Here is a 25328-nt window from a genome sequence, read left to right on the forward strand (position 1 = left end):
GTGGGCCGGGGTTCGCGACCGCGCGGGGCAGCCGGAGCCCTTTTCCCCAACTCCCCTGGCCATGAACCTCCTGCCCGTCACCATCCTCCTGCTTGCCGCCAGCGTGGTGGCCGTGGCCCTGTTCCGCCGCTTCCAGCTGCCGCCGGTGCTGGGCTACCTGGTGGTGGGCACCCTGGTCGGCCCCCACGCCTTCGGCCTGTTGCGCGACGTGGCCAGCGTGCAGCACCTGGCCGAATTCGGCGTGGTGTTCCTGATGTTCTCGATCGGGCTGGAATTCTCCCTGCCCAAGCTGCATGCCATGCGCCAGGTGGTGTTCGGCCTGGGCTCGGCCCAGGTCCTGGGCGTGATGGCGGCGGTGCTGCTGATCTGCCTGGCGGCCGGGTTGACCTGGCAGGCCGGCATCGCCCTGGGCGGTATCGTCGCCATGTCGTCCACCGCCGTGTTGTCCAAGCTGCTGGCCGAGCGCCTCGAGCTGGATTCGCCCCACGGCCGCCAGGTGATTGGGGTGCTGTTGTTCCAGGATCTGGCGGTGGTGCCCCTGCTGATCCTGATCCCCGCCTTCGCCGAGCCGGCCGGCGAGATGCTGCGCACCCTGGGGCTGGCGGCGCTAAAAGCGGTGTTCGTGCTGACCCTGGTGCTTTATCTGGGGCAGAAGCTGATGCGCCGCCTGTTCTACGTGGTGGCCCGGCGCCAGTCCGCCGAACTGTTCGTGCTCAACGTGCTGCTGGTGACCCTGGGCCTGTCCTACGTCACCGAGCTGGCCGGCCTATCCCTGGCCCTGGGGGCCTTCGTCGCCGGCATGCTGATCTCCGAGACCGAGTTCCGCCACCAGGTGGACGAGGACATCAAGCCCTTCCGCGACGTGCTGATGGGCCTCTTCTTCGTCACCGTGGGGATGCTGCTCGATCCGCACACCGTGCTCGACTACTTCCCCTGGGTGCTGCTCGCCCTGGTGCTCCTGCTCCTGGGCAAGTTCGCCCTGGTGGCGGGGTTGTCGCGGCTGATGGGCGCCTCCCCGGGCACGGCCCTGCGCAGCGGGCTGTGGCTGGCGGCAGGGGGCGAGTTCGGCTTCGTACTGATCTCCCTCACCGGCAACCAGCCCCTGATGCCCATGGAAGTGCTCCAGGTGGTGCTGGCCGCCCTGGTGCTGTCGATGCTGGCGGCGCCCCTGATCGTCCATTACAGCGAGCGCATCGTGATGCGCCTGGCCACCAGCGAATGGATGCTGCGCTCGATGCAGTTGACCCGCATCGCCGCCCAGACCATGGCCACCGACCGCCACGTGCTGATCTGCGGCTTCGGCCGTTCCGGCCAGCACCTGGCCCGCTTCCTCGCCCGGGAAGGGTTTTCCTACGTGGCCCTGGACCTGGACCCGGAGCACGTACGCGAGGCGGTGACGGCCGGCGAGTCGGCGGTCTACGGTGACGCGACGCGCAAGGAAACCCTGGTGGCGGCCGGTCTCTCCCGGGCCCAGGTGCTGGTGGTGACCTTCAACGACACCCCGTCGGCCGAGCGCATCTTGCACCATGTCCAGCAACTCCGGCCGGACCTGCCGGTGGTGGTGCGTACCGCCGACGAGCGGGACCTGGAGCGTCTCGCCAAGGCTGGCGCCGCCGAGGTGGTGCCGGACGTGATGGAAGCCACCTTGATGCTGGCATCCCACGCCCTGGTGCTGCTCGGGGTGCCCCTCAACCGGGTACTGCGCCGCCTGCGCGAGACCCGCAGTGAACGCTACCGGTTGCTGCGCGGCTTCTTCCACGGCCTGACCGAGCGGGCCGACGACAGTCCGGACATCCAGGCGCCCCGATTGCACTCGGTGCTGCTCACCGAGCAGGCCCACGGGGTGGGGCGCAGCATCGAGGAGCTGGGCCTGGACCAGATGCGCATCGAGGTCAGCGCCGTGCGCCGGCGCGGCATCACCGGGGTCGAGCCGGCTCCGGACATGCGTTTTCAGGCCGGCGATGTGGTGGTGCTGCTGGGCGGCCAGTACGAGGTGAGTGCCGCCGAGACTCGCCTGCTCAAGGGCTGATAGGGCGGGGCCGAGGGACGATCGGGGCAGGGTCAGAACGCCGCGCAGACGGTGTAGGTCTGGTCGTCCTGTAGCGCCGCCGCCGAGACGGCGGCCTGGGTCAGGCTGGCGGCCGAGATGGTGCCGGCGGTGGCCCGCACCGAACCGGTATGGGTGGCCCCGTCGTCCATGGTGACGTCGATCTGCCGGGCGAACTTGCCCTGGATGCCGGAAGAACAGACGAAGAACGAGCCGCTCATGCCCGTGATCGGCGGTGTGCTCTGCACGCCCAGGCGGCCGCCGTCGGCGTTGGTGGGCAGCACGTCCCGGGGTGCGGCGAAGTTGGTGCTGCCGGCGGCCAGGTTGGCGAGCCGGATGTGCTGCCACAGGGCCACGCTTTCGTCGCTGGCCGATTCCGAATTGAAGGCACCTTCGATCCGGCCGTTGCCGGAGGTACCGCCGCCCTGGGCGGCGGGGTCGAGCAGGGCCACGCCGGCCGAGACGGCGCTGCCGCCCAGGTGGGCCGTGGCCTGGCGGTCGTCCCCGGGCAGGGCGCGGAACTTGTCCTGGTAGCTGTAGATGAAGACCGGCACGGTGCGGAAATCGTTGACGAAGTTCTTCACCTTGGCGCTGTTGATCAGCTCCTGGCCCTTCAGGACACCGCCCAGCAAGAGGCCGATGATGACCAGCACGATGGCGATTTCCACCAGGGTGAAACCACGCTGCTGCTGCATGGGGCGACCTCCCGACGGTTGGGCGGCCCGTCGGGCGGACCAGGCCCTAGGTTTGCAGGCGAGGAAATGGGTCGGGGGATTATCTATCGGGCGCTGAAAAATGTGAATGTCATTTTTTGGCGCCCGGCGGGCCGTGCCTGGAGTGTCAGGCCCGCTGCGGGGCGGGTTCGGCGCTGCCGTTGTCTTCCGGGCGGGCCGCCTGGCGGCCGAGCAGGCGGTAGATCACCGTGTCGCCCTTGCCCTTGAGGGGCAGGGTCAGGGGCGGGGTGAAGTCGAAGCGGTCGCGCAGGCGTTGGTAGGTTGCCTCGTCCACCTGAATCATGCCGGGCTGGCCTTCGCCGGTGATGCGGCTGGCCGTGTTCACCGTGTCGCCCCACAGGTCGTAGATGAACTTGTTCTTGCCCACCACCCCGGCCACCACCGGACCGGTGCCGATGCCGATGCGCACGTCCAGGTGGCGCCGGTTCACGTCGAAATCCCGGTGCAGCAGGTCGCGCATGGCCAGGGCCAGGTCGGCGATGGCCGCCGTGTAGTCGGGGCGCAGGCCCTCGGCGAGACTGTTGCCCTCGTCCAGCCCGCCGGCGGCCATGTAAGCGTCGCCGATGGTCTTGATCTTCTCCAGCCCGTACTGCTGGGCCAGTTCGTCGAAGGTGGAGAAGATGCGGTTGAGCATCGAGAACACCTGCTGGGGCGACAGCCCCTCGGCCACGTGGGTGAAGTTCACGATGTCGGCGAACATCACCGAGACGTCGGCGAAGCCGTCGGCGATGGTTTGGTTGCCCCGCTTCAGCCGCTCGGCGATGGGGCCGGGCAGGACGTTGAGCAGCAGCCGCTCGGAACGGTCCTGTTCGGCCTGGAGCAGGCGGTGGGCATCTTCCAGGCGCTGCTGGGTCCGCTCCCGCTCGACGGAGGCGAAGCGCAGCAGCAGGAAGACCAGGGCGGAAACCGCGATCAGGTTGAGGGTGAAGAACAGCCCGCTGACCTCGGCCGGCACCGCGTGGGCATGGCCGGCCAGGGCGTAGTCCACCACGCCGGAGATCAGGATGAGCGCCAGGTAGGCCGCGAACCAGGCGACGGACTGGCCCACGCCCACCAGCATGATGGCGCCTACCGGCGCCAGCACGCCCCATAGGCAGAGGCCGGAGGCGGCGACGAACGACCCCATGCCCCATTGGGCCGCGAATGGCATCACCAGGAAAAAGCCCAGCTGGACATTGCGGAATAGGACGAGGTTGCCACCCTTCAGGTAGCCCAGCAGGTTGACCGCCAGCAGCAGGTTGAAGACCACTGGCAACAGGGCGGAAAAGCGGACCCCGAGCAGCCAGTAGAGGCCGTACCAGACCACGGAGACACCTCCGGCCAATCCAGTAGCCAGGAGCAATAGCCCTTTTGTGCGCGGCATTTCCTGGGACTTCAGGGGGGAGGCTTCGGTCTGGGGTAATAAATCGAGTAAGCCGGGCAATGAGGACATGGGCGGGCGATCAGGAGAGACGGCAATTATTCGGTACCGAGGCCCCTGCGGTAAAGGCATGGGGCGATATTGAGTGTCGAACCCCTGGCAGGAGTGGAAGCGAGCGGAAGTTTGGCTGAAGGTGATATGCGCTGCCTACTCTGAACAGGTTATGAATAAAAGCAACGAGTTGGTCGATGTGAAAAAAGACACGGGATGACATCGGATTTGACGATGCGTTGACGCAAAAAAATCGTTGCAGCGGGCGAAAGGGACTGTCGTTTTGACGAAACGTTGACGCTCGCTTCCTATTCTTTCGGCCATCCGGGGCGGGGGCGTGCCTCGGCAGCGTCATGACGAATGCAATAGGTCAGGCGACTTCGACCGGCCCACTCTTCAGAACCTTATTCGGGAGCAATTCCATGCATCAACGCATCCAGCGGGCGCTCGCCGCCCAACGGCGCGGCCAGGGCGGTTTCACCATGGTGGAACTGGCCATCGTCCTGGTCATCGCCGGCATCATCCTCGTCGCCGCCCTCAAGGGCACCGACATGATCAACAAGGCCAAGATCGAGCGGGTGGTCAACGACATCAAGGGCCTGCAAGGCATGGCCTTCGAGCACGAGAAGCGTACCGGCCGTCTGCCGGGCGACTGCAACGGCGACGGCATCATCGGTGTGGTGCTCTCTAATTCTCCGGCTAACGTGGTACGCCTGACTGGGACGACCTATACCGACGACCCGAACCCGGTGGCAACAACCGGTGGTGCTTGCTCCGGCGGTAGTACTGGCCCTGGCGTCGGCATCGTCGAAACCGAAATCAATACGCCTTGGTCCGACCTGCGCAAGGCCAACCTGGTGGATCCGAACCGGGTGAACCGCCAACTGGCGAAGAATCAGACCAACAACTGGTATGCCTTCGGCTCGCTGACCAGCGCGCTCGGCAGCAAGTCGACCAACAACTTCATCGTTGTCTATGACATCCCCCTGTGGATGGCCAAGGGCATCGATGTCGCCATCGACGGCCCCGACCCGCTGACCCTGGGCACCGGGACTCAGGATGGTGGTCAGGTCGGTCGCGTGCGCCTGTTCCATGACGGTAATGCCATTCACATCGATGGTGCTGCTTGGCCGAATACCAATAACAACGATGACCAACTGGTGGCCGTTTCCTTCCAGTTCGACCGGGCGATTCCGTCCAACTAAGTCGCTATCGCCGCATTTTAGGGAGCCGCCTGCGGGCGGCCCCTTTCGCAAGGCCTGTGCCTTGCGAAAGGGATTTGTCTTGTCCGGGTGGCCAGTCCACCTCCATCTTCGGAGTGACCGAATGTTCAAGCGCATGACCGCGACCGTGCTGGTTTCGGTGGGTGAGTCGGGGGGCGAGAGCCTCGAGGCGCGGCGCGTCCGCTACGCCGTGCTCAAGGGGCGGCGCGTGGTACGCGAGGCCGAGTGCGAGATGCACGAACTGGCCCGTCTGGGGGGCTGGCAGATGCGCGCCAGCTTTTTCTCCCGGGGCGCTTATTTCGAGCGCACCCCCTCTCAGACCGATAACCCTCGCCTGGCGGCAGTGGTGGCCCGGCGTTTCATCGACGCCGAAATGCTCTTTTCCGAGGCCTACCGCCTGCGTCTGCAGATTGCATCGGCCGGCGAAACCGACTTCAGCCTGCGTCTGGCGGCCTGTGCCGAGATCGACTGCCTGCGCATCGAAGAAGGGTTGCCCTTGGAGACCCAGCCGGTGCGCCTGGCCGCCCTGGAGGAGTCGGCGATTGCCGCCGTGGTCGCCACGGCGACCAGCGAGCCGGTGGAAGTGTATTTCGCCCGGGGAGAGCGCTTCGTCTATTTCATCGCCGAAGCCGGGGAAGTGCGGCAGCGGCGGCTGGATTTCCTGCCACCGGACGAGGATGGCATCAAGGATGCCTTGCAGCGGGCCGAACTGGCGCTGTCCGGGGGGGGCGGCTGGGGGATTGGGGATGCCGCCGCCCGTATGCCGCTGCGCATTTACCTGGGCGATCTGAAAAGTCGTTCGGCCCAGGCCGACGCCCAGCGTGACAGTGCGTCGCGGGGGCTCGAGCGGCAACTGGCGGCCCTGGTCAGCGGCGGAGACGTGCTGGCCCGTCCCGAGCTCTTCGGCCTGCTCTGGGTGAAGAACCGCTGGAACATGTTGGAAAACGCCCAGGTCCAGCGCGCCCTGGCCTGGCAGGTGGCACTGCCTGCGTCCTTGGTCCTGGGGGGGGCGAGTTTGGTGCTGGCAGGACTGGCGCTGACCCATGCCGTTGAGAATGCCGGGCTGTCGCGTCAACTCGAAGGGGAGCGCGCCCAGGTCCTGCGCGAGCGGGATGTCCTCATGGGCAGGGTGCCCGACCAGGCGGTTCAGGCCCGGTTCAGCGAGTTCTTTGGACTGTTGCAGCAGCGCAATCAGCAGGTGCGCGTCGACCGCCTGCTCGCCTGGGTTACCCAAGAGTTGCCGCCGGGGGTGGTCATCCGCTCCATCAGCATTCGCCCTGCGGGCGGCGGGGCGGTATCGGCCGAATCCAAGCCGTTGCCGCCGAACGAGCCGCCGGGGCGAGTGGCCGCCAGCGGGGCATCGGAGCATCGGGTACAACTGGCGCTGACCGTTCCCGGCACTTACGAAAGCGTCGAAGCCCAGGCGGGTGAAGTGCTCAAGCGCCTTTCCGCCAAACTGCGCTTTGGCCAGAGCAATCTCAAATATGAATCGGGCCAGGAACGGGCACTGCTGACCTCGGAACTTTTTGCCCGGGCGGAGGATTTCCAGTGAGCGAAAACACCAAGCGCCCCCTCGGGCAACTGCTCAAGGATGCGGGGTTCGTTAATGAGGAAACCCTGGCCTATGCTCTCAAAGTGCAGGCGACTGCTGGGGTCCGGCTCGGAGAAACGCTGCAGCAGCTCAAGTTTGTTACCGACCAGGAAGTGGCCCTGGTGCTGGCCCACCAGTTCGGAGTACCGTTCACCGAGCTTGATGAGCCCCTGCTTCCTGATGTCCTGCGTCTGATTCCCTTCAATTTTGCCCAGCGCCATCTGGTGCTGCCCCTGGCCATCGAAGGCGGGCAGGCTATCCTGGCGGTGGAGGATCCGGGCAATCCGCAGTTGGCAGGATTGCTGGCCCGCTTCGTCAGCCAGCCCCACCGGCTCAAGGTGGCGCCCAAAGGCCGCCTTGTTCGCGAAATCCAGCGTCGCTATTACCGGGCCGAGCATCCCCTCGATGCGGAAATCGAGCGCATGTCCCAGACCATTGCCGCCGGCCGGGACTTCCCCGCCGAGCGGCTGGCCGAACTCCTGCTTTCGGCTGCCATCGACGCCCGGGCTTCGGACCTGCATATCTCGCCGACGCCCCTGGCGACCCTGGTATCGCTGCGCCTCGACGGGGTGCTGCAACTGACCTACACCTTGCCGGCTTCGGCCCACGGGCGCCTGGTGTCCACCGTCAAGGTGATGAGCGGCCTCGATATCGCCGACATGAACCGGGCCCAGGACGGGCGGATGAGCTTTCCCTACCTGGAAGAGAAGTTCGATCTGCGCATCTCGACCATGCCGGGGGTCAACGGCGAGAACCTGGTGATCCGGGTGCTGGCCGGCAACAACGAACTTTATTCCCTGGCCAGCATCGGCTTTACCGAGGCCCAGGTCGCCAGCCTCGATCGCATGATCCGCCGTTCTCATGGTGCCATCCTGGTTACGGGCCCGACCGGCTCGGGGAAAACCACCTCCCTGTACGGCATGCTGCGGCGAATCAATATGCTGCAGCGCAATGTGCTGACTATCGAGGATCCGGTGGAATTCCGCATTCCCCTGGCCCGGCAAATGGAAGTGAATGAAAAGGCCGGAATCACCTTTGCTTCGGCGATTCGCGCCTTCCTGCGCCAGGATCCGGATGTGATCCTGGTTGGCGAGGTGCGAGACGAGGATACCGCCCAACTGGCCATGCGAGCTTCCCAGACTGGCCACCTGGTTCTCTCGACCTTGCACACCAACGATGCCGTCGGCGCCATCGTCCGGCTGCGCGACCTGGCCGTGGACGACATGGTCCTGTCCGCCTCCCTGGTCGGCGTGGTAGCCCAGCGCCTGGTGCGCCGGTTGTGTCCCCACTGCAAGACCGAGGTGGCGGCTGCGGACGACGATCTAGTCCGCTATGGCGCCTTGCCGCCGCAAGTCCCGCGGCACCAGGGGTGCGCTCGCTGCCATTTCACTGGTTACACCGGGCGGGCGGCGGTAGCCGAGGTGATCGAGTTCGACGAAGAGCTGCGCAGTTTGGTGGAGCGGGGGGCGATGCCCACCGAGATCGAGCGCCGGGCGCGGGAAAAGGGCATGAAGTCCCTGCGCGAGGCAGCGTTGGCCCTGGTGCGCGCCGGCGTGACCGATCTGGCTGAACTTGAGCGGGTTCTCTGACGCGGCCATGCCATACATCATTTATTCCTGCGTGACCGCCGAGGGGGCCGTGGCCTGGCGCTCCGGGACGTACGACCATCTGGGCCTCCTCTACGACGAGTTGGCCAAGCGTGGCGAGCACCTGGACAAGTTCTACGAGCTGCCCGGAGTGGCCGAGCAGTTGCTGCACGCACTGCGCGGACGTCTGCGCATTCCTCAGGTGGTGGAGTTGTGCAGCTACCTGGCGCTCTACATTCAGGGGGGGCTGGACTTGCAGACGGCTCTCGCCGACCTGTCGCGGGGTTCGCGCAACGGGCTGATGCGTCATACGGCCGATACGCTGCGCAAAAGCCTGGTGGGCGGCCTGTCCTTGTCGGAGGCCATGCGTCGTACCGAACAGTTCCCCGATGTGGTGGTCAGCATGGCCCAGTTGGGGGAGGTCAGCGGCAGCCTGGACCGGATGCTCAAGGATGCGGCCGATTACCTGAGCCGGATCGAGGAAATCAAGTCGGCGACCAAGCGCGCCATGTTGTACCCGGCGTTCAGCCTGTTCGTGCTGATCGGTACCGGCATTTTCTGGATGACAGTGGTGGTGCCGAAGCTCGCCGCTGTCTACAAGACCATGGGTATCGAGTTGCCCGCGGCAACCCGCGCCATGATCGCGCTCAGCGATTTCTTCTCCTCCGAATGGTTGTGGGTGGTGCTGGGACTATTCACGGTTCCCGTCGTCTTCTCCATGGCGCGCAAGCAGCGCGATTTCCGGGTAGCGGTGGATCGGGTGTTGTGGGAGTTCCCCGTGATCGGACCGGTGGTGCGCAACGCCCAGGAAGCCTTCTACTTCCAGTATTTGGCCCTGGTTTACGGCGCCGGGGTGCCGATTACCGAGGCGGTTGGACGTCTCGTCGAGACGGTGCATAACCGCTATTTCCGCGCCCGCATCAAGCGCATTCCCGAATTCCTGCGCCTCGGCCTGTCCCTTCGCGAGGCTTTTCAGCGTACCGCCATCTTCCAGCCCCTGGACATACGCATGATCGCCATTGGCGAGCAAACCGGCGCCCTGGAAGAGCAACTGCGCAAGCTGGCCACCATGTACATGCAGCGGGTTCAGGCCAGTGTTGAACTCCTCACCAAGGCGATCGAACCCTTGCTGGTGCTGCTGATGGGCGCCTTCTTCATCTTCTTCGTGGTGGCCATGATGGGCCCCATCTACTCGATCCTGTCCAACATGCTCGCCAACCTCGGGGGGGCTCAGTAATGTCGCGCGGTCACTTCAACCGGGGTCAGCGCCTCCTGGGAGCTGGCACCCGCCAGTCTGGCTTCACTCTGCTGGAGCTGGCATTCGTCTTCATCGTGTTCGGCATCATGGTGGCATTTGCCGCGCCATCTGCGAGCTTTCTCCACCAGAAAACCATGGCTGAAGAGGATCGTCGCATGCTGCAGAGCCTCAAGCGGGCTCTGATCGGCCAGGTGCTGGCGACCGGGCAACTGCCGCGTTGCCGAAGCGCCGCCGGGACCCCATCGCCCAGCGGCAGCAATTGTGACCCGCAGCAGACCCTGGGCAGCCTGGGGGTTCGCTGGATGGATGGCCGTGGCAGCGGCTTCGTGTATGACGTGCTCAATGACGCGGGAAACAGTATCGACCTTACCGCGGCGGGAAGCCCGGGCAGAACAGTGGCACCTGCCCCCCCCGGTTTATGCAATCGCCTTGATGCCGCAATCACGCTGGCCTCCACAACGCCTGGACAGATTACCGGACCGCGGATTTGTAGTCTCGCCCCTAGCCCGGACGATGTGACGACCTACGCCAACTATTGCGCGGTCCAGAATCCGGTGGCCTTCGTTCTGATTGGTACTGGAGCGAATCGTCCCGGCACTAACGGGGAAATGGAAATCTTCAATGCGGCCTTTCCGACCCTGGTGAATCGGAATCTCAACAGCGGAACTCCGCCGGCCCGCATTTACGAAAATCCGTCCCGTCGTTCCCTGAATACCTACGACGATCTGGTCGAGGTCGTCACCCTGCAGGAACTGCGGGCCGTCGCCAGCTGTAATTGATACGCCGATTATCCGATACGGAGTCTTCATGCCCCTACAACGAAAACTCACGCTGTTGCTGCTGTGCGTCGGCCTGGCGCTGGGCGCCGCCCTGTTTGCTTACCGCTTGGGCGAAGCGCGCAGCATTGCCCTGGGCCAGGAGCGGGATGCCCTGTCCCGGTCCAGTCTGGATTTGCAGGATTTGCGCCGCAGCGTCGAACATTACGAAAGGGCCCGTTCTCACCTGGGGCAGGAAGATGGCATCGCCCGCCATGAGCGTGTGGCGCTGGCGACTTCGTTTGCGCCCAATGAATTGCCCCGTCTGCAGGCCTTGCTGACCCGGGCCTACGAAGGCGATGGTTTTCTCCTGTTGCGCAGCTTCGAATTGGCCTGGCAGGAAAAAGGCATCGCTGGTCAGGCTGAGGAAAAGGAACTCGCCTCAGGGCGTGACCCTGCCGGCGGGATCCTCACCCTGAGTTTCCAGGGTGAAAAGATTTTCACCCACTGACCTGTCCGATCCCATCGATTCGACCTCGCCTGAGAATTCATCCATGCAAGCGTTCATTCCTTTTGCCATCGTGCCAGTCCTGGTCGGGGGCGGATATTGGCTGGCCCCCTGGGTCAGCGGACTCATGACCAAGCCTGCGGAAAGTATCGTTACCGCGCGTATTTCGATTCCCCCCGGTATTCGGGATTTGCGTGCAACAGAGCGGCACCAGGAAGTGACGCCGATACGCCTGGCGGCACTGATGCCCAGCGACGCGGTGGACCGTTTTATGCCACACCCGGAGGCGGAAAACACTCGGCAGGCGAATGAGCGCCTGCGTCTGCGCTCTGTGTTGGTGACTCCGGATAAACGTGCGGCGGTGATCGACAACGACTTGGTTTTCGAAGGCAATTTTGTCAAGGGGTACCGGGTCCAGCGCATTGCCGACGATCGGGTGATCCTGCTCGGAGCCCAGGGGCGCGAAGTGCTGCGCCTGGACGGAGAAGGGCAGGGGCGCTTGACGCTGCTGCCGCCCAAACGGCGTGCCGATACCGGCGTTCCCGCCCAGCCGCCACTTTCCTCGGACGAGCTGGAGCGGCAGTACCGCCGCCTGCTGGACCGCCTCTGACATTTAGCAAGCAAGGGATTTAATCAGCATGAGAACGTACGTCACGCTTCCCCTCCTCGCCCTGGTGGTTGCGGGGTGCACGACCCCCCGACTTCCCGAACGGCCCTCGGTTTTCAGTCAGGAAGAACTGCAGCGGGCCAAGACCCCGCCCGTGGTGGATACCAAACCCACCGGCGAGTTGAACATGGATGCGCGCATGCCGGAACCTGCCGTCGCCACGCCGGTTGCCGCCCGCAAGTTGTACACCTTCCGGGCCCGCGGTTTGCCGGTGGAACTGGCCATGGCCCAGTTTGCCCAGGTCTATGGTCTCAACGTCAGCATTGACCGGGATGTGCGCGGCACGGTGACTGCGGATTTCCGCAACCTGTCCCTGGAAAAAGCCCTGGAAGCCCTCCTCGAAGTGAACGGCCTGTCCTGGGAGTGGGATGACGGCCTGTTGCGGGTCACCCGCCTGCAGACCAAGACCTTCAACGTGGATTACCTGCGTCTGACCCGGACCGGCAACTCCACCACCACGACTTCATCCACTTCTTCCGGCGGCGGTGGTGGTGGGGGGGATACCACCCGGGCCGGCCTGTCCAAGAGCGACACCATCAACTTCTGGAGCGAGCTGGAGAGCCAGCTCGAAGACATCCTGACCAAGGGGCGTTCGGACGGTAGCGACGAGCAGCCGGCGCCGATGGAAACGGTGACCACGCTTGACCGGGTGGCCAACACCACAACCACCAGCGTCAAACCCCTCAAGGAAAAGGAAGGACGGTTGATCATCAACCGCTTGTCCGGCACGGTGCAGGTGACCAGTACCCGGACCCGGATGCGGGCCGTGGAGGAGTACCTCAAGCAACTGCACGACAACATCAGCCGCCAGGTGTTCATCGATGTGCGCATCGTCGAGGTCAGCCTGAGTTCGGACCGCTCCTTGGGGATCGACTGGAGCAAGATCAATTTCGGTTCCCTGCAGCTTGGCTCCGACACCAGCTTCACGACCTCTGCGGCGGGCAGCAACGTTCCGCCCAGCACCCTTTCTGCCCTGTACAGCAAGGTGTTTCCCAAGTCCTTCCTGGTCAATGACATGAATGTGGTGATTCAGGCGTTGCAGCAGCAGGGCGACGTCAAGGTGGTGTCGCAGCCGCGCATCCGCACCCTCAATAACCAGGCGGCCATTGTCCGTTCGGGTACCGAGCGGACCTTCTTCACCACCCAGACGGTGCTGACCCCGGTCGCCGGTGGGACGCCGGTGGTTTCCACCACCACCACCCCGACGACGATCACCGAAGGCCTGGTGTTGTCCCTGACGCCACAGATTTCGATGAATGGCCGGATCGCTCTCGACGTGTCGCCGATCATGACCCGGATTTCCGGGGTGGATATCTCGCCGGATGGCAAATCCAACGCCCCGCGCCTGGACGTCAAGCAGACCTCGACCATGGTGCGGGTGGGGGATGGCGAGACGGTCATCATCGGTGGCCTGATCCAGGAAGTGGAAGAGGAAACCAACCGGGCCGTACCCGGTGTGGGGGATGTTCCCGGTCTCCGCAATCTGTTTGGCACGACCTACAAGGCGGCCACGCGTCGGGAAATGGTCGTGATCCTTACCCCCTACATCGTCAATTGATGCCACAGCCATGACCACGCTGTCTGCCTCCCTACCCGAACTGGATGCGGTGTACCAGGCCCTGGGGTTCCATCGGGCGCCATTCCGCATCACGCCGGATACGGACTTGTTTTTCCCCCACAGCCAGTACCTGACGGCCCTCAGTCATCTGCGCTACGGCCTGATGACGGGGGGCTTCACACTACTTACCGGCGAGGTGGGACTGGGCAAAACCCTGGTGTGCCGCTATTTCATGCGCCAGTTGGCTGGGGAACAGGTGCGCACTGCCTACGTATTCAATCCAGCACAGAGCTATGCAGACCTGCTCGCGGGGATTTATCGGGATCTGACCGGGGAGCGGCCGCCGGTGACCTCTGAAGGCGAACTGCACGACCTGATGTACGCCACCCTGGTGCGCTTGGCGGAACAGCAGATTCGGGTGGCGCTGATTGTCGACGAGGCCCACGGCATGAGCCCGCGGCTGCTGGAAGGGCTGCGCCTGCTTTCCAATCTGGAGACAGAGCAGCGCAAGCTGATTTCCCTGATGTTGTTTGGCCAGACGGAGTTGGAGGAAATCTTGGCCACCTCCGAAATGCGGGCTTTGCGCCAGCGCATCAGCATCTGGCATCGCCTCAAGCCTTTTGGCTGGCTCGAAACCGGCGAGTACGTGCGTCATCGCATGAACACGGCCCGCTCCACCGGAGTATTCCAGTTTTCCCGCCCGGCGCTGCTGGCGGTGCATTGGCACGCACGGGGCGTTCCCCGCCGCATCAACCAGATCTGCGACCGGGCGGTTCTGCTCGCTTTTGCGCGGGGCTCCCAGGAAGTAACCCGGCGCATGGTGAACGTAGCCGCGCGGGAAGTCGCAGGCTTTGGCCGTTGATCGTCCGACTGCGTGTAACGCGGTCCTTTCGGAAGACGTACATGAGCATCATTGAAGAAACCCTGCACCGCCTGGAACAAGTCCAGAATCCTGGCCTGTCGGCAACGTTGCCGGCGGCTACCGCGCTTGGCCGTCCCCCCCAGCGGCGCAACTGGCTCTTGCCGGCAGCTGCGCTGACCCTGTCGGGGGCCATGTTGGCCGCAGGTGGCTTCCTCTTTCTGGCCAGCCCCGGCGATCCGCCAAAGGATGACCCGTTGGGGAGAGGGGCTGCTGCGGGACAACCCTCCGCCAATTTGCAGCCGGTGGCGCTGGCAGGCCGTGACGAGGGGGAGAAAGCATCCGCGAACCGTGGCGCCGCACCTGAGAGTCCTGCAACCGGGCAGGCGCAGATGACGTCGGAGGCGCCTGCCCCAGCAGCCGTCGTGGTAACTGCAGTGAAGGACGGTGCCGCCCTGCCCGAATGGCTGTCTGCCGGGAAAGAGCTTTGGGCATCCGGCAAGCCTGACCAGGCCTTGGCCGCCTGGGACAAGGGGGTGGCCGGCTTGCCGTCCCAGCAGCGCCTGATTGCGGTGGCGGCGTTTTATGACCGCCCCAGCGCCGACAAGGCTTTGTCCAGGCTGGACGAAATTCCCGGGGCCTTCCTGACTCGCGGCCTGTACCGGGGGCACGACGCTTTCTATGCCGCCGTCCATGCCGAGCCGGAGAGTCGACAGGCCGTGCTGAGCCGGGTGCGGGAGCTGACCGGCATCCGGAGTGCTGCGGTGACGACAGCGGGACGCCTGAATCAATCCCTCAACGGTGAAGCACCGGTGGTGCAGGCCGCTGCCATCAAGCAGAGCGGGGGGCGGGAGAGCTTTGTCAAAGCGGCGGCCGCGCCGGCAACGGCTACCGGTAACGGCAGCGGTGCCACCAGCGCGGGGCACCCGCCAGCCGCGGCCGGAACCGAGGATTATCGCTTCGACGGCCGAGCGGAGCCGATTCGGGCCGCATTCCGCGCCGGGCAGTGGCGCGAGGTCGAAGAGCGCAGCCGCCCCCTGTTGCTGGAAGCGGGGGGGCGTTGGGAAGTGTGGTGGTGGATGGGACGGGCGGTCCTTGGCCAGGGACGAGCGGCGGAGGCGGACAACTATCTCTCCCGTGCGGCTGAACTGAATCCCGGGGTGGCTGACGTCTGGTTGTCCCGCGCCATCGCCTCCCAAGAGCGCGGCGATCACGGTAGGGCGGTGGTGTACCTCGAACAGGCCCGTAGCCTGGCCCCTTCATCCCCGGAAGTCTGGTTCAACCTGGGCTATTCGCGTCAGGCGCTAGGCAACAAATCCCTGGCGGAGGAAGAGTGGGGAAGGTTCCTCCAGTTGGCGGGCGATTCTTCCCGTTATGCGTCGCTGCGCCGCTACGTGGAGCAGCGCCTGGGGCGCTGAGATGGTGTTAGGGGTGATCCGGGGCGATACCGGAAGGCGACGTCGCGGGCCATCCTCCTGCTGGGTGGTGGGCCTTGGCTCCGTACTGGCTGTGGCATCGGCAATGGCTACGTGGGCTCCGTCGCATCGTTGGGAGGGGTGTATTCAGGAAGCATCGATGCGTCACCGGATACCTTCTTCCCTGATCCGCGCGATCCTGGCGGTGGAGGGGGGGGCGGTCGGGCAAACGGTGCATAACCGCAATGGTAGTGTCGATATCGGGCCGATGCAGATCAACTCGATATGGCTGCCAGAAATCGAGCGTCGCGGAGGCAGCCTGAGCCTGATCCGGGATCATTTCTGCGCCAATATCCAGTTTGGAACCTGGCTGCTTGCCCGGGAGTTGGGTCGACTCGACATCACCCAGGTCGATCGGCAGGCTTTCTGGCGGGCAGTCGGCAACTACCATTCGCGCACCCCGGAACTTAACAGCCGCTACGCCGAGCGGGTCTGGAATGCCTGGCGCCGTCAGGGGGGGTAATAGGTTTTTTGTATGATGAAAGTCTTATTTATTCAAGGCATTAGCCATCATAGAATGACTTAATAATATTTTCGGCCCCTTGCCAGCGTGGGGGCGCGTTATCAGGGGATTCGGGGACGTCGCAGATGGTCAGCGCCATGCGGGAAAAAACAGGCATTTTTAATCGTCCCGGCCCCGACGCCGCGGGTGAGTCGTGTCTTGCCGCAGGTCAGGTCGTTCATTTTCAGTCCGCAGTGAACGACGGCCTGCGCATCCGCCTGTTCGGCATGGTGTCGGTCGCGGCTGGAGAGGCTGAGGCGCCCCCCTTCCGCTACGAAAAGCTCAAGGGGCTGCTCGCCTACCTGGCGATGCAGCCCCAGATGCCGCTGTCTCGGACGTTTCTCGCGGCCCTGTTCTGGCCTGATCTGACCGCCGATGCCGGTCGGCAGAATCTCCGCCAGGCGCTATTCCTGCTGCGGAGCGTCTTGGGCGACGGCGTCATTGAATCCTCCCGCCAGACGGTGCGTTTTATGCCTGGGCGCCGGGTCATGGTCGATGCCTTGTTCTTCGAGCAGGCCGCCCGGAGCTTCTCCGATTGTGCCGGATGCGCTGGCGTCGCCTCGTGCATTTGCCGTCCGGACGTTGCCTTGCAGGAGTACCGCGGTGGTTTTGCTGAGGGGCTCAGCTTGCCCGATTGTCCCGAATTCGAGCGCTGGCTGGTGGCGCGTCGGGAGGGATTGCACCGCTGCGCGGTTGATTTCATGGGCCGCTACATTGAGTGGCGAGCCGCCCAGGGGGCAATTCAGGAGGCCCTGCAGTGGGCTATCCGCCAGGTAGACCTGGAGCCCTGGGACGAAGAAGGGATGCACCGCCTGATGCGCCTTTACGCGGAAAGCGGAAATCCCGCTGCAGGTCTGGCGCATTACCAACGCTTCGAAAAGGAACTGTACGCCGAGTTGGGCATCCGCCCGGGTAACGAAATCCGTATCCTGGCGGACATGCTGCGCAACGGCCAGGTCAGCACGCCAGAGATACAGAGCGGCGATGCCGAGCCGGGTGGATTGGTCGTTAGCGAACGGCGCCAGGTGACGGTGGTGTTTTGCGAACTGACCCCCAGTTGCGAGCCGGAGCACGAGGACATGGGCGAGCTGTTTTCCGCGCGCCGCGACGAGTTGGTCCGCCAGTTGATCCAGGCCGGTGGGCGGGTGGTGCACAACCATGGCCTGTCGGTGCTCGCTTACTTCGGTTATCCCCGGGCATGGGAGGGGGCGGCCCTGGCCGCGGCACGGGCCGCCTGCAACGGCGTGCGTACCGTTTCCGCTCCGGATTTGCGCTGTACGGTGGCGATCCACACGGGGATGGCCACGGTCGGCGAGGGGCCGGAGGAAACGCTGTGCGGCCATGTCTCCGCGGCAGCCATGGCGCTGGCCTATGCGGTGAGTCCAGGGCAGGTGGTGGTGTCCGATGTGACCCTGTCCCAGTTGCGGGGAGCTTTTCTCTACGAGTCCCTTGACTTGGTGGCCGCGCCTGGCCGGCCCGGGGTTCAGGCTTACCGCTTGAATCGGTTGCGCACGGGGCGGCATGGCGAGCCCCACTTCGGGATGCCGGGCCGTACGGTGCGGCTGGTGGGGCGGAAGGGAGAATTGGGCCGGCTTCTGGACTTGTGGCGGGAGGCGCGCCGGGGAGTGCCTCGATTGGGGTGCGTGCTGGGCGAGGCCGGTGTCGGCAAGACGTTTCTGGTGGCCAATTTCAGACGTCGCCTGCTCGGTAGCGAGGCCGCAGTCATTCCGCTCGAATGCCGTCGGGAACATCGCAACACGCCGCTATGGCCGCTGCATCACTGGCTGGTCAGGCGTCTGCCGGTGCGACCGGTGGATTCCCGAGAGAGTGTCGTGCAACGGCTGCAGCAACTGCTGGGCCCGGTTACGTTGCCGCCGGGCGATCTCGCCGAGGCGGCTTCTTGGCTCTGCTGCCCAGCCGAAGAGAGCGGCGGGGAAATGCCGCGTCTTTTTGTCCTGGTCGCAAGCGTGCTGGTTCAAGTTTGTTCCCGGTACCCACTGTCGCTCACAGTGGAGGACATGGAGTTTGCCGATGGGGAAACCCTGCGCTTGATCGATTTTCTCCTGGGGCAACCCAAAACAGCGCTTCTGGTGGTGGTTACCGGCCGTCGGCCCTATGCCGGCCACGCGGCGGCCGAGACCGTGGTACTGACGCCCCTAACTCAGCCGCATGCCAGAGCGCTGGCGGCTGCCTGCCTACAAGAGCAGGGCGGCTGCCTGCCTACCTGGGTAGAAAATGCTCTGGTGTTCTGCGAGGGAAATCCCCTCTTCATTGAGGAGTATCTGGTAATGGGCATGCGTAACGGCGGCCGCCTTTTTTCTGGGGGACGCCAGTTGATTCCGGCAACCCTGCGCGACCTGATGATGGCCCGGCTGGATGGTCTCGGAGTGGCGAAGGGGGTTGTGCAATATGCGGCGGTGATCGGCCGCGAGTTTTCCCTGACCCAACTCGCTGGATTGTGTGGATTGCGGGTCGGGGAAATGGCTTCTTACTTGGAGCCACTGGTCGAAGACGGTGTTTTTGCCGTGCTCAGTGACGATGAAGATGACAGCGATCCTCGGCTGGTATTTCGTCAGAATCTGCTGCGCGAAGCCGCCTACCAGTCCTTGTCCAAGCCGGTGCGAGAGAGGCTCATAGCACGTGCGGGGCACATGCTTGGGTTCGAGGGGGATACTGACGTACAGGAGGTAGTGGCAGGAGTCCCGGCCACTACCTAATCTGTACCCCTTAGGTCAGCCCCGCTTCAACAGCGGTGCCAAGAAGCGGCCGGTATGGCTCTGCTTGACCTTGGCCACGGCCTCCGGCGTGCCGGTGGCGATGATCTGGCCGCCGCCGCCGCCGCCCTCGGGGCCCAGGTCCACCAACCAGTCGGCGGTCTTGATCACGTCCAGGTTGTGCTCGATCACCACCACCGTGTTGCCGTGGTCGGCCAGGCGGTGCAACACCGTTAGCAGCAGTTCGATGTCGGCGAAGTGCAGGCCGGTGGTGGGTTCGTCCAGGATGTACAGGGTGCGGCCGGTATCGCGCTTGGACAGTTCCAGGGCCAGCTTGACCCGTTGGGCCTCGCCGCCGGACAGGGTGGTGGCGCTCTGGCCCAGGGTGATGTAGGAAAGACCCACGTCCACCAGGGTTTGCAGCTTGCGGGCCACCACCGGCACGGCGTCGAAGAATTCCCGGGCCTGTTCCACGGTCATTTGCAGCACGTCGTAGATCGACTTGCCCTTGTAGTGCACCTCCAGGGTTTCCCGGTTGTAGCGCTTGCCGTGGCAGACGTCGCAAGGCACGTAGATGTCCGGCAGGAAGTGCATCTCCACCTTGATCACGCCGTCGCCCTGGCAGGCCTCGCAGCGGCCGCCCTTGACGTTGAAGCTGAAGCGGCCCGGGCCGTAGCCCCGGGAGCGGGATTCCGGCACCCCGGCGAACAGCTCGCGGATGGGGGTGAGCAGACCGGTGTAGGTGGCCGGGTTGGAACGGGGAGTGCGGCCGATGGGGCTCTGGTCCACGTTGATCACCTTGTCGAAGTGATCCAGGCCGACGATCTCGTCGTGCTCGGCGGGCTCGGTGTTGGAGCCGTACAGGGTCTTGGCCGCCACCGCGTACAGGGTGTCGTTGATCAGGGTGGACTTGCCCGAGCCGGAAACGCCGGTGACGCAGGTGAACAGCCCCACCGGCAGGGTCAGGTCGGTGCCCTTGAGGTTGTTGCCCCGGGCCCCCTTCACCACCAGCTCACGCTCCGGGTCCGGGACACGGCGCTGGGCGGGTACGGCGATGCGCTTCTTGCCCGACAGGTAGGCGCCGGTCAGTGATTCGGGATTCTTGGCCACCTGGCCCGGCGTGCCCTCGGCGACGATGGCGCCGCCGTGCACCCCGGCCCCGGGGCCGATGTCCACCACGTAGTCGGCGGTGAGGATGGCGTCCTCGTCGTGCTCCACCACGATCACCGTGTTGCCGATGTCGCGCAGTTGGGCCAGGGTCTTCAGCAGGCGGTCGTTGTCGCGCTGGTGCAGGCCGATGGATGGCTCGTCGAGCACGTACATGACGCCGGTGAGGCCGGAGCCGATCTGGCTGGCCAGGCGGATGCGCTGGGCCTCGCCGCCGGATAGGGTCTCGGCGGAGCGGTCCAGGGACAGGTAGTCCAGGCCCACGTTGATGAGGAACTGCAGGCGGGAGGTGATCTCCTTGAGAATCTTCTCCGCTACCTGGGCCTTGTGGCCGGTCATCTCCAGGTTGAAGAAGAAGTCCCGGGCCGCCGCCAGGGGCATGCGGCTGATCTCGTGCAGGGTCTTGCCCTGGTCGCCCTGGCCGATGCGTACGTGGCGCGCCTCCTTGCGCAGGCGGGTGCCTTCGCAGGTGGGGCAGGGGCGGGTGCTGATGTACTTGGCCAGCTCTTCCTTGACCGTCAGGGAGTCGGTTTCCTTGTAGCGCCGTTCCAGGTTGGGAATGATGCCTTCGAAGGCGTGCTCCTTGAGCACGTACTTGCCCCGCTCGTTGAGGTACTGGAAGGCGATGGCCTCCTTGCCCGAACCGAACAGCAGAATCTCCCGGGTCGCCTCGGGCAGCTCGTTCCACGGCGTATCCACGTCGAAGCCGTAGTGCTGGGCCAGGGACAGCAGCATCTGGAAGTAGAACTGGTTGCGCCGGTCCCAGCCGCGGATGGCGCCGGCGGACAGGGACAGCTCCGGGTGGGCCACCACCCGCTTCGGGTCGAAGAACTGCATCACCCCCAGGCCGTCGCACTTGGGGCAGGCGCCCATCGGGTTGTTGAACGAGAAGATGCGCGGCTCCAGCTCCTGCAAGGCGTAGGAGCACACCGGGCAGGCGAACTTGGCCGAGAACAGGTGTTCCGTGTCCGAATCCATCTCCAGGGCGATGGCCCGGCCGTCGGCGTGGCGCAGGGCGGTCTCGAAGGACTCGGCCAGGCGCTGGCGCATATCGTCGCGCACCTTGAGCCGGTCCACCACCACGTCGATGGTGTGCTTCTTGTTCTTGTCCAGCTTGGGCAGGGCGTCAATCTCGTGGATCTCGCCATCGATGCGCAGGCGCACGAAGCCCTGGGCGCGCAGTTCGGCGAACAGGTCGAGCTGCTCGCCCTTGCGGTTGGCCACCACCGGCGCCAGGATCATCAGCTTGGTGTCCTCGGGCAGGGCCAGCACGTGGTCCACCATCTGGGAGACGGTCTGGGCTTCCAGGGGCAGGTGATGGTCCGGGCAGTAAGGCGTGCCGGCCCGGGCGAACAGCAGGCGCAGGTAGTCGTGGATCTCGGTGACCGTGCCCACGGTGGAGCGCGGGTTGTGGCTGGTGGCCTTCTGCTCGATGGAAATGGCCGGCGACAGGCCCTCGATCAGGTCCACGTCGGGCTTTTCCATCAGTTGCAGGAACTGCCGGGCGTAGGCCGAGAGGCTTTCCACGTAGCGGCGCTGGCCCTCGGCGTAGAGGGTGTCGAAGGCCAGGGACGACTTGCCCGAGCCGGACAGGCCGGTGATCACGATCAGCTTGTCCCGGGGCAGGTCCAGGCTGATGTTCTTCAGGTTATGGGTCCGCGCGCCGCGGATCTTGATCTCGTCCATGGGGTGTCCGGCTCGATTGGGGGCAACCGGAAACTATACCCTGGCGGCGGAGTGAAAGGGAGTTCGGCCTGTGTGGAATCCACGGCCGTTTCCCCCGCCAGGCCTGCTGGCTTCCTCTTCAGTGCCGGTGCGTGGGGAAACTCCTCCAGCAAACCGCCCCACCGCAAGCGGCCTATAGTGACGCTTTCTGCGATGACATACCCGCCAGTAGCATGGCGTTGTCGTCACTTCGCTTGGGATCATCTCGATGGCAACAAAATCGGTCGAAGCACTCGTCGCCGACATCCAGCTGCTTGGAACGGAGCAATATGAAGTGGTCCAGTCCGTGCGCAAGCTGATTCATCGGATGTTTGCTCCCTGTGTGGAAGAGGTCAAATACGGTGGCGTACTCTTTTCGTCCGGGGGCCGCTTCTGTGGCCTGTTCGCATACAAGGCCCATGTATCGCTCGAGTTCGGCGATGGCGCAAAGATTCAAGACCCGCATGGTTATCTCGAAGGTTCCGGTAAGGGCCGGCGGCACATCAAGCTCAAGACCGTGGCAGAAATCGAATCCAAGAGGGTTGCCGATTACTTGCCGCTTGCTCATGCGGCGGCCAAAAGTATGGCCGGTCCCATCGATTGTTCCTGAAAGGCTCCCATGTCGCGCCCCAATCTTCGTCTTTATGTCGACGCTCAATTCGTCAGCCCTTATGGCATGTCCGCCTTTGTGGCGCTGCATGAAAAGGGCTTGCCGTTCGAATTGGTGCCGCTGAACCTCGCCGCCAAGGAAACCGAGGCGCCGCACTTTGCCGCCCAGTCCATCACCAGGCGCGTTCCAACGCTCATTCACGGGGACTTCGCCCTGTCCGAGTCGTCGGCGATTGCGGAGTACGTCGATGAGGTTTTCCCGGGAACGCCCCTTTACCCGGCCAACGTCCGCGACCGTGCCCGGGCCCGCCAGATTCAAGCCTGGCTGCGCAGCGATCTGGTTGCGTTACGCAACGAACGCTCGACCGAGGTCGTATTCCTTCGGCCGGTCGACACACCGCTATCCCGGGAGGCCCAGGTCGCCGCCGATAAGCTCATTGCCGCTGCGGAGCTTCTGCTTCCCTCGGGGGAGACGAATCTCTTCGGGGACTGGAGCATCGCGGATACGGACCTGTCCTTGATGCTGAATCGTCTCGTTCTGAATGGCGACCCGGTTCCGGCGGCCCTGGCCGCCTACGCCCGGCGCCAATGGCAGCGCCCGTCCGTGCAGCTATGGGTAGGCCGGGAGCGGCCTACCCCGTAATTCATCCCCTCAAAACCGCGCCGACCAGATCATGCCCAACTGGCCGTCCCGGGCGCCGGCGATGTTGTTCACGTCCTTGCGGCCGATGACTTGCAGGATCACGGACTGGTTGCGGGCGATCGGGGTGTCGTAGGCCAGCTTCACGTCCACTTGGCGGCCGGTGGGTACCAGGCTGGTCATTTCGGTGCCGTAGTGGGCGACGCCGAACTGGTCGATGCTGGTGGTGGCGACGCCGGCCTGGCCGGCCGTCACGCGCAACGGCTGCTTCACGGAGATCGTCAGCCGGTCCTCATCGCCGAAGATGCGCTTGGCGAGGTAGGTGGCGCCGTAGGAGCGGGACTGGATGTTGGTCGTCTCGGTCAGTAGGCCGCTGCCGCTGCCGCCCCGGGTGAAGGCGAATCCCGCTTCCATCAGCAGGCTGCGGTCGGCGTCGAAGGCGTAGGCCAGGGAGAGGCCATAGCTGGTGGTGCGGTTGGTGCCCAGATCCAGGGCGCTATTGGGCGCGTAGCTGCTGCCGAGCAGCCCGGAGGTTTCGCTCAGCTGTCCCAGGGTGATGCCGCCGGTCCAGCGGTCGGCGAACTTGTAGGTCACCCCCAGGTTGAGGTTCATTGCGCTGGTGGGGCCGGTCACCTGGCCCCAGGCCGGGTTGCCGGCGTAGAACTCGGTGGGGGTGCGGGTCAGGGAGAGGGCCGCCCGGACGCCCGAGTCGAGCCGGGTGCCGTAGGCCATGTGGTAGCCGCCCTGGGCCAGGTCGGAAAGGTTGGAAACCCCCAGCTCGCTGCCCAGGTACGAAAGGTTGGCGTCCTCGTACAGGGCGCGGGAGAAGGCGTACTTGGAGGCGATGCCGTAACCCATGGCCAGGGTGCTGCCGGCGGCGTTGGTGAAGGCGACGAAGCCGACGTTGGGTACCGGGCTGCCGTCGTTGTTGGCGAACACGCCCAGCCGGTCCGCCGGGCTGAGGGCCGGCGCCTGCCAGGTGGCGATCTGGCCGCCGTCGTTCAGCTTCATCACCGCCACGCCCGTGTTCGGGTTGCTGGGCAGCGGGTTCACGCTGGCTGCGGTGGGGCGGGATTGGATCAGGCCCGACAGGTTGACCGTGAAGTTGCGCTGGTAGCCGTCCAGGGCGGTGTAGTTGGCCAGCTTGGCCTGCACCGAGGCAAGGCTGCCCAGGGCGCCGCCGGTGATCAGGGAGCCGGTCAGGCTGGTCAGGGCGACGGTCTTGCCGTTGGCCTGGGTGACGGTCAGGGCCCCGTAGGGCTGGAAGGCAGTGCCCAGGTTGACCAGGCCGGTGCCGTAGCTCGTATCCACGCCCTTGGCACCCAGGTCGGTGGCGGTGGCGAGCAGCAGGTTGGCGGCGGTGCCGTTGGTCTTGAGGATCGGCCAGGCGGATTCGAGCAGGGCCAGGGAACCGCTGACCACGGGGGCGGCCATCGAGGTGCCGGACCACAGGGCCATGGCGCCCGAGCCGTACATGATGCCCGGGGCCAGGATGTTGGTGCCCGGCGCGGTGATCCAGCGGGAGGCGTAGGTGGCCTGGGTGCCGCTGGTGCTGACGAAGCTGCCGGTGCCCGGGGTGTTGGTGTATGAGGCGTTCTTGGCCGCCGTGGTGTCCAGGGCGCCGGCCAGGATCAGATGGCTGATGGCCGCCTGGGTGAAGCCCAGGCTGTTGGCGTTGTTGAGCAGGGCCTGGCTGCTGTTGCCGCCGGCCCAGACGATGAACACGCCCTTGGCGGCGGCGGCGTTGACCGCGGCCACGATGTCCGCGGTGGGCATGAAGGTCAGCGACAGGTTGATGATGGCGCTGCCCGCCGCCACGGCCCGGTTGATGCCGTTGGCCACGTCGGTGCTGGTGCCGGAGCCGGCGCTGCTCAGGGCCTTTTCGGCGACGATGTTGGCGTTGGGGGCCACGCCGATGTAGCTGCCGGCGGCGACCGTGTAGCCCGAGTAGCTGTAGGTGCCGGTGGTGGTCTTGTTGGCGGCGGCGATCGAGGCCACGGCAGTGCCGTGGCCGTTGTCGTCCAGGGCGCCGCTGGTGCAGCGGAAGCTCACCGCGGCGCAGCCGCTCAGCTGGTTGGAGACCTGGCCGCTGGCGAACACCGGGTTGCTGGCGACGATGCCCGTGTCCACCGTGCCGATGATCACGCCCTTGCCCCAGTTGGCGGCGGAAAGGATGGCGTTGGTTTCCCCGATCTGGACCAGCCAGGGGGCGAGCCCCGGCGTGGTGGCGGCCTGGGCGCCGGCCGCAAAGGCGGAAAGGAGCGCCAGGGCTACGGGAGTGCGCTTGACGAGGGAGTTGAGCATCTCGATTTCCTTCCGG

General features: G+C 65.1%; 19 protein-coding genes. 15 read left to right on the top strand and 4 right to left on the bottom strand.

The window, feature by feature from the left end:
• Window positions 1-61 precede the first annotated feature (61 nt).
• Window positions 62-2029 carry a monovalent cation:proton antiporter family protein gene (locus LWW89_RS00315; protein WP_293259373.1) on the top strand — a complete coding sequence of 656 codons (1968 nt, stop codon included), beginning with the start codon at window positions 62-64 and terminating at the stop codon, window positions 2027-2029.
• A gap of 32 nt (window positions 2030-2061) precedes the next feature.
• Here the strand turns inward: LWW89_RS00315 and LWW89_RS00320 are convergent, their stop codons facing one another.
• Both LWW89_RS00320 and LWW89_RS00325 read right to left on the bottom strand, forming a co-directional pair.
• A complete protein-coding gene (locus LWW89_RS00320; protein WP_293259376.1) occupies window positions 2062-2742 on the bottom strand; it encodes a prepilin-type N-terminal cleavage/methylation domain-containing protein in 681 nt (226 codons plus the stop codon).
• A 145-nt stretch (window positions 2743-2887) separates the two neighbouring features.
• Window positions 2888-4213, bottom strand: a complete 1326-nt coding sequence (locus LWW89_RS00325; RefSeq protein WP_293259379.1) for an adenylate/guanylate cyclase domain-containing protein — start codon at window positions 4211-4213, stop codon at window positions 2888-2890.
• Between the two features lie 401 nt (window positions 4214-4614).
• On the opposite strand from LWW89_RS00325, the gene LWW89_RS00330 reads away from it, so the two are divergent.
• The 12 genes from LWW89_RS00330 (at window position 4615) to LWW89_RS00385 (ending at window position 18891) form a co-directional block, all read left to right on the top strand.
• Window positions 4615-5397 (top strand): prepilin-type N-terminal cleavage/methylation domain-containing protein, encoded by a 783-nt coding sequence (locus LWW89_RS00330; protein WP_293259382.1) that lies wholly within the window; start codon window positions 4615-4617, stop codon window positions 5395-5397.
• A gap of 121 nt (window positions 5398-5518) precedes the next feature.
• On the top strand, window positions 5519-6967 hold the full coding sequence (locus tag LWW89_RS00335) for a hypothetical protein (protein ID WP_293259385.1): 1449 nt from the start codon (window positions 5519-5521) through the stop codon (window positions 6965-6967).
• Complete coding sequence (locus LWW89_RS00340; protein WP_293259388.1) at window positions 6964-8595, top strand: GspE/PulE family protein; 1632 nt, start codon at window positions 6964-6966, stop codon at window positions 8593-8595. Before LWW89_RS00335 ends, LWW89_RS00340 begins: the two co-directional genes overlap by 4 nt.
• A gap of 7 nt (window positions 8596-8602) precedes the next feature.
• On the top strand, window positions 8603-9829 hold the full coding sequence (locus LWW89_RS00345; protein WP_293259391.1) for a type II secretion system F family protein: 1227 nt from the start codon (window positions 8603-8605) through the stop codon (window positions 9827-9829).
• Window positions 9829-10629 (top strand): type II secretion system protein, encoded by an 801-nt coding sequence (locus tag LWW89_RS00350; RefSeq protein ID WP_293259394.1) that lies wholly within the window; start codon window positions 9829-9831, stop codon window positions 10627-10629. The genes LWW89_RS00345 and LWW89_RS00350 overlap by 1 nt, the downstream gene beginning before the upstream one ends.
• 28 nt (window positions 10630-10657) lie before the next feature.
• A complete protein-coding gene (locus LWW89_RS00355; protein WP_293259397.1) occupies window positions 10658-11116 on the top strand; it encodes a hypothetical protein in 459 nt (152 codons plus the stop codon).
• Window positions 11117-11159: 43 nt separating this feature from the next.
• Window positions 11160-11723, top strand: coding sequence for a hypothetical protein (locus tag LWW89_RS00360; protein ID WP_293259400.1), 564 nt, complete (start codon window positions 11160-11162; stop codon window positions 11721-11723).
• 28 nt (window positions 11724-11751) lie between these two features.
• The gene (locus LWW89_RS00365; RefSeq protein WP_293259403.1) at window positions 11752-13338 is read left to right on the top strand and encodes a hypothetical protein; all 1587 of its coding nucleotides are present in this window, start codon (window positions 11752-11754) and stop codon (window positions 13336-13338) included.
• A 10-nt stretch (window positions 13339-13348) separates the two neighbouring features.
• The gene (locus LWW89_RS00370; protein ID WP_293259406.1) at window positions 13349-14200 is read left to right on the top strand and encodes an AAA family ATPase; all 852 of its coding nucleotides are present in this window, start codon (window positions 13349-13351) and stop codon (window positions 14198-14200) included.
• 41 nt (window positions 14201-14241) lie between these two features.
• A complete protein-coding gene (locus LWW89_RS00375) occupies window positions 14242-15615 on the top strand; it encodes a tetratricopeptide repeat protein (protein WP_293259409.1) in 1374 nt (457 codons plus the stop codon).
• A gap of 103 nt (window positions 15616-15718) precedes the next feature.
• Window positions 15719-16135: a lytic transglycosylase domain-containing protein gene (locus LWW89_RS00380; RefSeq protein WP_293259412.1), complete on the top strand. Its 417-nt coding sequence runs from the start codon at window positions 15719-15721 to the stop codon at window positions 16133-16135.
• A 125-nt stretch (window positions 16136-16260) separates the two neighbouring features.
• Window positions 16261-18891 carry an AAA family ATPase gene (locus tag LWW89_RS00385; RefSeq protein WP_293259415.1) on the top strand — a complete coding sequence of 877 codons (2631 nt, stop codon included), beginning with the start codon at window positions 16261-16263 and terminating at the stop codon, window positions 18889-18891.
• 15 nt (window positions 18892-18906) lie between these two features.
• On the opposite strand, the gene uvrA is transcribed toward LWW89_RS00385, so the two are convergent.
• Window positions 18907-21741 carry an excinuclease ABC subunit UvrA gene (gene uvrA / locus LWW89_RS00390; RefSeq protein WP_293259417.1) on the bottom strand — a complete coding sequence of 945 codons (2835 nt, stop codon included), beginning with the start codon at window positions 21739-21741 and terminating at the stop codon, window positions 18907-18909.
• Window positions 21742-21988: 247 nt separating this feature from the next.
• Between uvrA and LWW89_RS00395 the strand changes: the two genes are divergently transcribed.
• Together LWW89_RS00395 and yfcF are read left to right on the top strand one after the other, a co-directional pair.
• On the top strand, window positions 21989-22369 hold the full coding sequence (locus LWW89_RS00395) for a DUF1801 domain-containing protein (protein ID WP_293259420.1): 381 nt from the start codon (window positions 21989-21991) through the stop codon (window positions 22367-22369).
• Between the two features lie 9 nt (window positions 22370-22378).
• Window positions 22379-23011, top strand: a complete 633-nt coding sequence (gene yfcF, locus LWW89_RS00400; RefSeq protein ID WP_293259423.1) for a glutathione transferase — start codon at window positions 22379-22381, stop codon at window positions 23009-23011.
• Between the two features lie 9 nt (window positions 23012-23020).
• Here yfcF and LWW89_RS00405 read toward each other — a convergent pair whose 3' ends face one another.
• The gene (locus tag LWW89_RS00405) at window positions 23021-25312 is read right to left on the bottom strand and encodes a S8 family serine peptidase (RefSeq protein WP_293259426.1); all 2292 of its coding nucleotides are present in this window, start codon (window positions 25310-25312) and stop codon (window positions 23021-23023) included.
• Window positions 25313-25328 lie beyond the last annotated feature (16 nt).

The organism is Oryzomicrobium sp., from assembly GCF_021287045.1.
In the GTDB taxonomy this organism is placed as follows: domain Bacteria; phylum Pseudomonadota; class Gammaproteobacteria; order Burkholderiales; family Rhodocyclaceae; genus Oryzomicrobium.